The organism is Verrucomicrobiales bacterium, assembly GCA_016793885.1.
GTDB lineage: Bacteria > Verrucomicrobiota > Verrucomicrobiia > Limisphaerales > UBA11320 > UBA11320.
The window spans coordinates 41219-53521 of sequence record JAEUHE010000163.1; the positions used below are offsets into that span (position 1 = coordinate 41219).

Annotated in this window: 6 protein-coding genes; 4 read left to right on the plus strand and 2 right to left on the minus strand. The window is 60.0% G+C overall.

What is annotated here, in order from left to right:
* Together hisS and JNN07_18890 are read right to left on the minus strand one after the other, a co-directional pair.
* Window positions 1-1239, minus strand: coding sequence for a histidine--tRNA ligase (gene hisS / locus JNN07_18885; protein MBL9169812.1), 1239 nt, complete (start codon window positions 1237-1239; stop codon window positions 1-3).
* 68 nt (window positions 1240-1307) lie between these two features.
* Complete coding sequence (locus tag JNN07_18890) at window positions 1308-1673, minus strand: integration host factor subunit beta (GenBank protein MBL9169813.1); 366 nt, start codon at window positions 1671-1673, stop codon at window positions 1308-1310.
* 189 nt (window positions 1674-1862) lie between these two features.
* Between JNN07_18890 and JNN07_18895 the strand changes: the two genes are divergently transcribed.
* From JNN07_18895 to JNN07_18910, 4 genes are all read left to right on the plus strand, one after another.
* On the plus strand, window positions 1863-3899 hold the full coding sequence (locus tag JNN07_18895; GenBank protein ID MBL9169814.1) for a VWA domain-containing protein: 2037 nt from the start codon (window positions 1863-1865) through the stop codon (window positions 3897-3899).
* Between the two features lie 97 nt (window positions 3900-3996).
* Window positions 3997-5619 (plus strand): CRTAC1 family protein, encoded by a 1623-nt coding sequence (locus JNN07_18900; protein ID MBL9169815.1) that lies wholly within the window; start codon window positions 3997-3999, stop codon window positions 5617-5619.
* A gap of 62 nt (window positions 5620-5681) precedes the next feature.
* On the plus strand, window positions 5682-9257 hold the full coding sequence (locus tag JNN07_18905) for a response regulator (protein MBL9169816.1): 3576 nt from the start codon (window positions 5682-5684) through the stop codon (window positions 9255-9257).
* 145 nt (window positions 9258-9402) lie between these two features.
* On the plus strand, window positions 9403-12303 hold a 2901-nt coding region (locus JNN07_18910), incomplete at its 3' end, for an SUMF1/EgtB/PvdO family nonheme iron enzyme (GenBank protein ID MBL9169817.1).

A 12303-nucleotide genomic window follows, 5' to 3' on the forward strand; every position in this document is an offset into this window, starting at 1 on the left:
CTACACCAGCCGTTCGCGGATTTCCGCCCTAGGAACGCGGACTTCTTCCCGAGTCGCGAGATTTCGCAATACGACCTCGGTTTCGCCATCGGCTTGCACCGTCCAACGCGCGCTCATGTCCAACGCTCGCTTTAACTGCTTGTCGAGCTTGGCCGGAGTGAGTGAATACTCCACCGTTCGCCCGGCATCGCGCAACTCCTGCACGAGTTTCAAGGCAGCTGGCCGGGCAGCCTCGTCGGGAACTAAGCAAAAGACTTCCACGCCCGCCGAAAAAACCGGGAGCTTGCCTCGGGCTTTCAGCAACTCCATGAGCACGACGTCGCCCATGCCAAAGCCCAAGGCGGGCAAGTCAACCTTGCCGCCGCTGATGAGTTTCACCAAATGATCATAGCGCCCGCCCCCAGCGATCGCGCGAAATTCGCCCTGCCGGTCGAAGGCTTCGAAGACCGGCCCGGTGTAGTAGGCCAACCCGCGAATGACATTGTAGTCAATCTTCACGAACTCACCCAACCCGCGGGCGTTCAAGTTGGAAAGCACCGCCGCCAGCTCGGCGGTCGGCTCAGCCGCACGGATGAACTCCTGAACCTGATCCAAGGAAAAGCCCAGGGCCGAGAGCTTGGCGGCGCTGTCGGCCTCAGACTCGCGCTCGAGCTTGTCGATCACTTGGAAAAACGCGTACGCGTTCTCCGGCTTTCCCCCGCCCGCCGCAAAGAAATCCTGCCAGGCGTTCCGGCTGCTGAGACGCACCACAAAATCTTCCGCCGTCAGGCCCACCGCCCGCAGCGTGTCGATCAGGAGCGAGATCAACTCGGCGTCAACCGCTGGATCCTTCTCGCCAAAAACATCCGCGTTCAGCTGGAAGTGTTCACGCAGACGCCCCTTTTGCTGACGTTCATAGCGGAACAGTTGCGGAATGGAGAACCACTTGATCGGCTTGGGATAATTTCGCTGATGCGCGGCGACCATCCGAGCCAGGGTCGGCGTCATCTCGGGTCGCATCGCGACCGGTCGGTCCCCCTTGTCGGTGAAGTTGTACAGCTGGCCGACGATCTCATCGCCGCTCTTCGCGGTGTACAACTCCAGCGTCTCCAACGGCGGACCGTCGTATTCCCGAAATCCGTAGCGACGGGCGACAGCGGCCCAGCGGTCAAACAGATAACGACGCGCGTCCGCACTCCACACGTCTTTGCTGGGGAGAGGCTCGGGGTAAAAATCTCGAAAACCGGGCAAGCGTTCCATGGCAGAAAAAAATAAGGCGCCCTCAGTGCACCCGAGAGCGCCCGAAAAAGTTTACGTGGCGAATGAGCTCAACCGGGCTGCGACTCGGATTCAGCTTCCCCGCCAGACGCAGCGTCCTCGCGGTTGGCCGCGGCAACTTGCTCCGGAGTCAGCTTGATCACCTCGTCGCGCATTTCCTTGCCGGGCTTGAACTTCACCACCGCCCGCTGAGGAATGGGAACGTCTTTTTCGGGGGAGTTTGGGTTCCGCCCTACTCGCGCCTTGCGTATCTTCACTTCAAAGACACCAAAGTTGCGCAGCTCCACTTTCTGACCTTTCGCCACCGATTGGGCGATGTAGTCGAGGGTTTTTTGAACCACATCCAGCACTTGCTGCTGAACCAAACCCGTTTCTAAACTGATCCGAGTAACAAGGTCGCGTTTCGTTAATGACATATCCACAGGTGGTTGAATTTCCCACAGCCCGAACGTCGACTCCGTGTTTAAGGTGCTTTCGCTGAACGGTCAAGCGCGATCATCAGGGAATCTGAAGCTCCCCAGAAGCCCCACCGACCCAAAAAGTCCGTTTCCGAATTGAAACCACGCCTCCCGCCTCCTATCTTGTTGCCTCGGACGGAGCTCCTCATGCAATTTGCGCGACCGGACATTCTATGGGCGATGGCACTGGTGATGCCGCTCCTGATTGGGTTCCTTTGGTGGACCTGGCGGGAGCGCCAAAAACTGATCACTCAGTTTATACAAGCCCGACTGCTACCAGCCCTCACGGTCGGGGTTTCCAAGCCCCGACAAAAACTGCGCCTCATCCTGCTGAGCTCGGCGGTGGCCCTGACGCTCATCGCTTTAAGTCGGCCGCAGTGGGGTTTCGGTTATCAAGAGGTCAAACAACGCGGGCTCGACATCGTGATCGGCATCGACACCTCCCGAAGCATGCTGGCTGAGGACGTCCCCCCCAACCGACTCCAGAAAGCCAAGCTGGCGGCCCAAGATCTGCGGCAGCTCGCCAAATCGGATCGCATGGGATTGGTAGCCTTCGCGGGCTCGGCGTTCTTGCAAATGCCCATGTCTCTGGATGAAAACGCATTTCGTCAACATCTGGAGGCACTCGACACCCGCCTCTTGCCCCAGGGGGGCACCGCGCTGGCCGAGGCCATTCAAACCGCGCGCACCGCTTTCAAAGAGGCCGGCGAAGAAAACCACCGAGCACTCGTGCTCTTTACCGATGGCGAAGATCACGATGGCCAAGCCATCGAAGCAGCCGCTCAAGCCGCGAAAGAGGGACTGGTGGTCTTTACCATCGGGCTCGGGAGTCCCAACGGGGAACTGATCCCGGTGCGCGACGCCAAGGGCCGGGTCGACTTTATCAAGGACGAGAATGGCAATGCCGTGAAGTCGCGGCTGAACGAGAGCCTGCTCCAGGACATCGCCAAAGCTGGTAAAGGGTTTTACTTGCACCTGGCCGGAGCGGGAGGGATGGAGATGCTCTACGAGCGAGGGTTGGCACCGCTGCCCAAGCGCGACCTCCAAGCCACGCTGATGCGGCGCTACTTCGAACGTTTCCAATGGTTTCTAGCTGCGGCCTGCCTGCTGCTAATCGCTGAGTTGTTCATCCTGGATTTCAAGCCACCCGCCCGGCGACGGGAATCAACCGCCACATCTCCCGCGACCTCCCGCGCGCCGCTAGCAACCTCCGCCACGATGGGCGTCCTGCTGCTGTGCGCCATGACCGCCTACGCCTCCCCCTCCAGTGCGCGCCGCGATTACGAGGCCGGCCGATTTAAGGATGCCTTGAGCGAGTATGAGAGCCTGCTCGAGAAGAAGCCCAAGGATGCGGCCCTGCGCTACAATGCCGGGGCTGCGGCGTTCCAAGCCGGGAAGCTTCAGGATGCCGCCGAACACTTTGGATCGGCGTTGGCGACTCAGGATCCCCAACTTCAGCAACGCGCTTACTACAATCTTGGCAATACTCAATTCCGACTCGGGGAGGACGCAGGCGAACCGGACAAAACCCAAAAGATGTGGGAGCAGTCCATCAACAGCTACGAAACCGCCCTCAAACTCAACCCTCAGGACGCCGATGCCCAGCACAATCTCCGCTGGGTGAAAGAGCGACTGGAGGAGCTTAAAAAGCAACAGCAGCAGCAGCAAAAGCAGGATTCGGATTCCAAGGACAAGGATGAGCAGAAGAAGGACGACCAGGAAAAGAATCAGGATCAGAAAGACAAGAATTCCAAGAACGACCAGAACCAGGACCAAAAGCAGGACCAGAATCAGGAAAAGTCCTCCCCAGAGAAAAAAGATCAGGACCAGGCCAAGCAGGATTCCTCGCCCGAGGACGAGTCTGCGCAGAAGGACAAACAGGAATCTCAGAAACAGGAATCCAATCAAGAGGATCAGAAAGAAGGCCAGGAAGACCAGAAGTCCGCGCAGGACGAGCGGGACAAAAAGGATGGTGCCCAACCCAAGCCAGGCCAGCGCGGCATGACCAACAACCCTTCCGCCACTCAACCAGAAGGCGGCAACCCCATGTCCGGTCAACCCCTCCAGATGACCCAGCGTGAAGCCATACGCTTGTTGGAGGCACTGCGATCCGAGGAGAAACTCTTCCTCCCGCCCCCTCCCCAGAAGCCCCGCAAGAATCAGCGTCAGCTCAAAGATTGGTGACCTTAAGGATCATTACCCTGTTCTTGCCATCCCCGTGGCCAAAATACCTGAATGTTTTCCCTCAGCCGGAACGCGAATCGGATTCTACATTGGGGCTATGATTGGTTTGAGAGCTTCTCGATCAGGAAGGATCGGCTGGCTGACGCTGCCTCTGCTCATCGCCCTGAGCCCCTGGACGGCGGGTAGCGCGACCCGGCCGGCCTTCGCAGACGTGAGTGAGCGATTGGGGCAGGTTCCGGGCACCGCCACGACTCAGCCTTCCAGCAAACCGTCGAACTCATCAGAACCTCGAAGCCCAGTCGGCCCCGGCATCACCTGGTTCGATGCAGACGGAGATGGTTGGGAAGATCTGATCCGGAGTGGAGCGCACGAGGGCGGAGTGAGCATCCTGCGGAATAACGGTACCGGCGCCTTTGTTCAGTGGATTCAATCTTCCCTGGCTGGCACCGAGGATGAATACATCGCCACCCTAGGCTGGGAAGGAGACAGCCCGTCAAGACGCTGGCTGGCTGGGACTGCCCACCGGAGAATCACCTCGCCGCAGCCCACTCGAAATCATATCTGGCTGCTGCAGAATCCAATGGAACGCGGAGCAGTCCATCCACTTCAGGTTCTGCCCCAAGCCACGAACGTCGCGGGGCCAATGGCCATGGCCGATATCGATCTCGATGGCCACCTTGACCTGTTCATCGGGGGTGGGGCCCGCTCGACCAAGAACTCAGCTGCTTCTCCCGCGCGGCTGTTTCGCGGCACGACCAACGGATTCACCATCGATCCGGACAACGATCTTCGACTGGCAAGAGTTGAGCGGGTGTCAGGTGCCACGTTCGCTGACTTGAACGCGGATGGCCGCCCCGATCTCGCGCTTGCCGTTGAGTCAGGCTCGATCCGCGTCTTTCTCAACGAGCACGGCCGACTGATGGACACCACCTCGGCTTGGGGCCTGGATAAAACCCCAGGAGAATGGACCAGCATCGCCACCGGCGACTTCAACAGCGATGGATCCCTCGACCTCGTCGTCGGGGGCCGGAAACCACCTGGGGGAGGCATCGGCACCGAGTCCAGCGTCTTCCTAAATCGTCAGGGCCAGCTTCATCGAATACCGCTCCCTGGCGAGGCCCAGTCGTCGACAGCGTTCGGCCTGGTGGTTGCGGACCTAGACGGAGACGGCGTGACCGATCTTTTCCTAGCCCCGGTCTCGGCCGACACCACTGCTACTGCTCCAGCGGGGCCGCTCAATGCGACTGCCGGGCTGGCACTCTTGGGTCTTGGAGCAGGAAAATTTCAGGCACTGACCGCCGAGGCGAGCGGCATATGTTTTCGCGGCGAGCCGAGGGGAGCTGCGGCTAGCGACTTCGACGCGGACGGGAAAGTCGACTTGGCGGTGGCTTACGCTTCGGGTGCGACAGGCCTTTTCAACAATCTGACAGGGCAGTCTGGACTGCGGGTCTTCCTGAGGATAAACCGACCGGAAAGATGGGCGGTGGGAGCAGTGGCTCGAGCGATTTATGCCACCGGCGAAATCGGTCCCGCCTGGGAAGTGCGGGTCGGCGGAGGATATTACTCTCAGGACAGCCCGATTCTCCTCCTGGGTAAACGCAGCCAACTCGCCTCTCTGTGGGTCCGTTGGCCTGGGGGCCATGTCACTATCGTCAAGGTGCCGCCTCAGGCCCGGGACTTGCAGGTGGACCCGCTTGGAGTGGTCAAGGTACTGCGCTGAATCGTCCGAAATCCCGCTCGCGTCTCGAGTGCGGGAAGGCTAGGTTGTGTTCCGATTGCAACATGCTGGTTCACATTAATAAACCCTGGAAATCGTTTTGGGGCATCCTGAGTTGGATGGCTGCGGTTCTGCCCTGCCTGGCCGCACCACTCACGCTGACCTCCCCACACCTCAGCAAGAACTACATTCTGCGATTGTGGGAGGACGAAGATAAGTTCCCGCGCATCTCCGCGCGTTCCCTGGCTCAGACTCCTGATGGCTTTATCTGGGTGGGAACTTTCAGCGGACTTTTCCAGCTCAACGGCACGACTCCTTCCACTCGAATTCCCCTTCCCAAGGCCGGCAGTGGAGAGGAAGGAGCCTGCATTTCACTGCTAGGCGACCAGCAGGGTCGCCTGTGGATCGGAACGGAGCATTCCCTGCTGCGCAAGGATGGAGCAGCCTGGACCACCTTTCCCAAAGGATCGCAATGGGAGGGAGGGATGGTATTTTCTCTGAAGGAGACGGCCGACGGCACGGTGTTTTTTGGGACGTCCGAAGGAATTTACCGGGTCACTCCTCAGGGTCCCGAGCGAGAAAATGTGGCGCCTCGCGGCACCAATTCACTCGGAGCTTGGATCCTGGCGGTGGATCAGTCGAACACGGTCTGGGCTCGAGTGGATGATCAACTCATCCGCCGCGATAGGGACCGCTGGATCACCGTCCCCGGCTCAGCGACTGGACCGACCCACTACAGCGGGATCGCTGCCTCCAAACGAGGCGGCGTTTGGGTGTCCGAGCGACATCGGCTCACACGGCGAATGGGAGAGTCTGTCCTCGAGGAGTATGGATACCCGGAAGACTTTCGAGACGATCTGGTTACCATCCTGGAAGATCGTCGCGGCCAAGTCTGGGTCGGCGGTTTTGCGTCCGGGCTCTTGGTCCTCCAGACCAACGGACACGCCCAACGCATCCTCTCGCGACAAGGTCTGCCGCACAACCATGTCGCCTCCATGCTGGAGGATGTGGAGGGAAACATCTTTCTAGGCACCGGGAGAGGGGGATTGCTTCAGCTCACTCCCAGACGAGTGAACATGCTGTACGCGGACAACCCCGACCCCAACGACAGTCAAATCACGGCGGTTAGCAAAAATCCGAAAGGCGAACTGGTTTTCGCCACCGCGAACGGCGAAGTGTTCGCCAGCGAACAGGGCGAAAAACGGCTCCTGTGCCGACTCGGTGAACGACAAACTCTCCGATCTCTGCTGTGCACCCGCGAAGGTGAAATGTGGCTCGGGACGGAGGCGCACGGAATCCTACGGTTTAAGGAACAGGAACAGCTGCCATCGCTGAACCTGCCTCTCGAGAACACCCCTATACTTCTGCTTCACCAAGATAGCCTCGGATCGATCTGGATCGGCACCGAGGCTGGCAACCTCAAACTCGATACACCCACCGCACCCCCACGGAGACTCCAGGAGCTCGACCACGAAACCTTGATCGGAGTGGCCGAAGTTCCGAATCAAGGCACCTTCGTGGCGACCCGAACCAACCTCCGCCTGATCGAAAACGGCCGATTCAGGATATTGGACCTGGCCGAAGCTGGCCCCGACCCGAGGTTCATCGCGCTCGCAGCGGATCCGGAAGGAGGGGTGTGGCTGTCCTTGAACGAAGGCGGGCTCCTCTGGCGACGTTCCGATGGGACGGTGTATCGATTCGACTCGCGCCAAGGATTGCCGGAACTGGGTCTGGAAGCCCTCTTGTGGGATGACCATGGGCGCCTCTGGACGGGTACCTCCATAGGCTTGGTTTCTTTCGAGCTGAGCCGGCTCAAGTCAGTGGCCTCAGGAAAGGAACGGCTGCTGCTGCCCTTGCGCCTCACGCGTGAAGACGGATTGGCGAGGAACAATGTCATCGCCTGGGCGCATCCAGGCTCGGTCAAGAGCTCCTCCGGACAAGTCTGCTTCGCAACCATTCAAGGAATCGCCTCAATCGAAACCGGTTCTATCCACATCATGACCAACAAGGCGGAGGTCATCCTGCAATCCATTGAGGTGGATGGACAGCGATTGCCCCCGTCCCGGGAAACCCTGATTTTCCCCCCCGGCACCCAGCGTGTTCGCATTCACTACACCACACCCACGTTTTCCGCACCTGAACGCGTGCTCTTTGAATATCGCCTCGCCGAGCCGGCGGCAAAATGGCGTTCGGCGGGCGACTCCCGGTCCGTCGAGCTGCTCCCGATGGGCCCAGGCAGCCACCGAGTGGAAATTCGCGCCTCGAACGGCGATCAAATTTGGAGCCAATCCACCGCCGAGATCTCCTTCACCATCCGACCTTTCTTCTGGCAAACCTGGCTCTTCCGTATCCTCGTGGGCCTCGTGACCATGACCTCCATCGGAGCCTGGGTTTGGGCCTATCAATACCGACGCAATCAGGAGGGCACCGAATCCTTGAGGCGCGAGAAGATGCTGGCCGAGGAGCGCACTCGCATGGAGCGTCAGCTGCGACAGTCTCAGAAGATGGAGGCTTTGGGCACCCTGGCGGGTGGTATCGCCCACGACTTCAATAACATTCTGACCGCCATCTCAGGAAACACCCAGCTCGCCATCAGCGATCTACCATCGGATCATCCAGTGCAAGTCAGCCTCGCCGAAGTCAAACGAGGCACGCGGCGCGCCGCTGATCTCGTCCGCCAGATTCTGACCTTCAGCCGGCAGGAGAAGCAGACGCTGGAGTGCATTGCGCTGGAGCCCATCGTCACCGAGGCGCTTCAACTCCTGCGAATCAACATCGCACCCAGTATCCACATCGAAACACGCTTCACTCCGGACTCCCCACTCATTCTCGCGGACCCCTCCCAGATCCATCAGATCATTCTCAACCTGGGCACCAACGCCGCTCAAGCCATCGGACGCCGCAGCGGCTTGATCCAGTTCGAGCAAACGGTGGTGGACTCGCCGATCCCACCCCAAATCAAAGAGGATGAGGAGGTGCAGCCCGGCCGGTTCCTCTGCCTCCGGGTCAAGGATACAGGCAGCGGTATGGATCGGGAAACCATGGAGCGGGTCTTCGACCCCTTCTTCACGACTAAAGGCCCCAATCAAGGCACCGGTCTTGGGCTTTCGGTGGTACATGGCATCATGCAAAGGCTGGGTGGCAGCATTCATGTGGAAAGCCAACTCGGGCTAGGCACGACCTTCACCCTGCTCTTCCCAGTCGCTCTGCGCCAACCGAGCCTGACGCCGCCCGCTCCCATCGAACTCCGCCAAGGGCACGGCGAGCAAATTCTGGTGGTGGATGACGAGGAATCCATCGTGTTCCTCACGACCCGGATTCTAAAAAAACTCGGCTACCGCTCCCGCGGGTTTCGCAGCCCGGAAGAGGCCCTGGCCCAGTTCAAGTTCAAGCCTTACGACTATGCTGCGGTCATCACGGACCTCTCGATGCCCAACCTCTCCGGTCCTGATCTCGCCCGGCAGATCTTGATGATCCGTCCCGATATTCCCATCATCCTCACCACCGGCTACATCAGACCCGAGGAGCAGGACCAGGCGGAAGCCACGGGCATCAGGTACATCCTGCTCAAACCGAACACGGTGAGTGAAATGGGCCAGGCCCTTTCATCGGTGCTGCAGCCCCAGACGCAGGCATCCTAGGCTGCCCCCCCGGCCTAAAATCGGACATCGACATCGCCGGCGAGGTCGCTTTAATCCTCCCCGTAACCTGTCACAACCAAACCTCAGAAAATGCGCCCCAACCGGTCGCGGTTTCGATCCAAGGGAGCGTGTTTGACCCGCAAGCATGAAGCCACAATACCTGTCCCTAATCCTGGCCGGCCTGACCGCCCTCGGTGCGCAGGCCCAGCAAACCAACCAGTTCTACGAAGCCGAGATCAACTGGGCGCTCGGAGCGCTCGCAACCCAATCCAGCACGCTTAGTCCGGGCACCGCCGATCGAGCCGTCGATGGTGGCACGGACGGGAATTGGGCCAACAACTCGGTCACGCACAGCGGAGGAATCGCTCTGGACGGAGATCCGCCCGATCCCTACTGGGAGGTCGACTTGGGAATCAGCCAACCGATCGGCGCCGTCCATGTGTGGTTTCGCACCGATTGCTGTGACCTGAGGAACGATGACTTTTCATTGGTCATTTACAACGCCAACCACGATGAGGTCTGGCGACGCGCGTATCCTGGTCGGCCCTCACGCGATGCCCAGAACGGACTCCACGTTCTCTACAACCTGTCGCCCGAGGTGCAGGGCCAGTATGTGCGCTTCGTTCCCCAGAATCCTCCCACCACGAGCGATGGCACTTTCTCCCTGGCCGAGGTCCAGGTCCTGGCTCCTTACCAGGGAGTCACCGTCAATGTGAACCAGAGTCCGATTGCGACCTCCGTAATCCAGGGACGCAGGACCACCTTCGGCCCCGTGTCAGCCACCGTGGTGGGCGCACCCCAAGATCGACTCACCTACCAGTGGCTGCGCAATGGGGAGGAGATCCCGGGAGCCAACGGCACCACCTACACCACCGGGATACAATCGCTGGCCGACAATGCGAGCGAATACTCCGTCCGCTGCGGCGTATCGGGCGGAGGCACCCTGACCGCGAAGGCGGTGCTGACCGTTACCAGCGACACAACCGCACCCCAGATCGAGCAAGTAAGTTTCGGCAGTGGCCCCACCTTGCTCACCACCCTTCGTTTCAATGAGGTCTTGGACGAAGGAACTGCGGTCCAGACGGCCAACTACTCGTTCGGCGCAGGTGTCTCGGTTCAAGGAGCCGCGCTGAGCCCGGTCCTCATCGACCCCAATGACCAGCATGTCTATCAAACGGTGACTCTGAGCGTGGTGGGTTTGGCCCAGAACGTTCCTTACTCTCTGGCCGTGAGTGGGGTCAAAGATTTTGCCGGGAACACGATCGCACCCGTCACCATGACCGGTAGCACGCCACTCTTCGAAATCAACCTGGCGATGAGCGGTACTGCCACTCAATCCAGCACCGCTGTGGGTGGCGAACCCGAACACGCCATCGACGGCAACACGAGCGGGTTCTTCTCCAGCGGATCCGTCACCTTGAACGCCTTGGCGGAGGACCCGGGTTGGTGGGAAGTAGATCTCGGCACCACGCAGTCCATCGGCCGGCTCAAGGTCTGGTTCCGCACCCTGACCGCGGACGAATGTCAGGCTCTGTTCAACTCCTGCGCAGTCCGAAACGACAACTTCACCCTCAGCGTGCTCGACCTAAACCGCAATGTTGTTTGGACCCAAACCTACCCGGGTCGTCCGCCGCTCCAAGTGGCCTACAATCTTCCGCCCGGAGTCACCGGCCAATACGTTCGCTTCGAGTCGCAGACGCCGCTGACAACCAGCGATGGCTTCTTCTCTCTAGCTGAAGTGCAAGTCATCGCCCCCTACCAAAACGTGAGCCTGGCTCTCTCGGCCGATCTCAGCCCCACCGCGTCGGCCACCGAAAACCGTCGGTTAACTCTCGGACCCGTGGTGGCCAGCCTGGCCGGTGGTGCCGGAGCACCCGCGGATGTTCTCTCCTATCAGTGGCAGGAGAACGGGGTGGATATCCCTGGCGCCAACGCAGCCGTCTACCAGACGCCCGCGCTTGCCCTAACCCAGAGTGGTGTTCGATACCGCTGCCTGGTCCGCGTTTCCGGACAACAGATCGCCAGTACCGAAACGACAGTCACCGTCGACAAGGATACTGCCGCTCCCACGGTCAAGAGCGTGGTCGCCGGGAACTCTTACACGGATATCACCGTGGTATTCTCCGAACCCGTATCGGAGGCTACCGCAGGAAGTCTCGCCAACTATTCGCTGTCCGACGGACTCGAAATCACCGAGGTCGTCATTCTGAGCTCAACGTCGGTTCGGCTGACCACCTCCGGACAGACGCCTGGCGCCACCTACACCCTCAAACTGAACGGGATTCGGGATGTGGCCGCGGGGGCGGGAAATCCGATCGCGGCCGACACGCTCTTCCGATTCACCGCGCCTCAATCCGATGCGAGCCGCTACATCGTGATCGGAAATCCAGGCAACCCCAAGGACACCGTCTGGAACACTGCCCGGGGTTCCGTGGGCTACACCTTCGAGATCTCGAAGTTCAAAGTGACCAATGCCGACTACGCGGCGTTCCTAAACGCCAAAGCTAAGTCAGACCCTTATAACCTGATGGTCTCGGGCGGCGGAGAAATTCTCCGCGAAGGCGAAGATGGCAGTTACACCTACACGGTGCTCGAAGGTCGCGAAAACCGCCCGGTGCTGTTTGTCGCCGCAGTGGATGCCATGCGCATGGCGAACTGGCTTAGCAACGGAGGCACTGAGGACAGCGACACCGAAACCGGTGCCTACACCTTTAGCGGCTATGATGTCGTAAGCGGCAGAAATTCGAATGCAGATTATTTCCTGCCCAACGACGACGAGTGGTACAAGGCGGCCTACTATGATCCGACCAAGAATGGGACCGGGGGCTATTGGCAGTTCCCGCCCAAGACGGATGATCCCAATCAAATGGTGAAGGAACTCCCTCCCGGAGGTCCTTACTCAGCAAACTTCGACAACGTCGCGGCGGGCGATGGCAACGGCACGACTGACGTCGGAGCGTACACGGCAGCGGTCAGTCACTACGGAACCTACGATCAAGCGGGCAACACCTGGGAATGGAACGAGCCTGTCGACCCGACCACGAAG

Bases quoted from the DNA above. Each gene is read 5' to 3' on its own strand.
- hisS (MBL9169812.1), bottom strand. From the start codon at position 1,239: ATGGAACGCTTGCCCGGTTTTCGAGATTTTTACCCCGAGCCTCTCCCC.
- JNN07_18890 (MBL9169813.1), bottom strand. From the start codon at position 1,673: ATGTCATTAACGAAACGCGACCTTGTTACTCGGATCAGTTTAGAAACG.
- JNN07_18895 (MBL9169814.1), top strand. From the start codon at position 1,863: ATGCAATTTGCGCGACCGGACATTCTATGGGCGATGGCACTGGTGATG.
- JNN07_18900 (MBL9169815.1), top strand. From the start codon at position 3,997: ATGATTGGTTTGAGAGCTTCTCGATCAGGAAGGATCGGCTGGCTGACG.
- JNN07_18905 (MBL9169816.1), top strand. From the start codon at position 5,682: ATGCTGGTTCACATTAATAAACCCTGGAAATCGTTTTGGGGCATCCTG.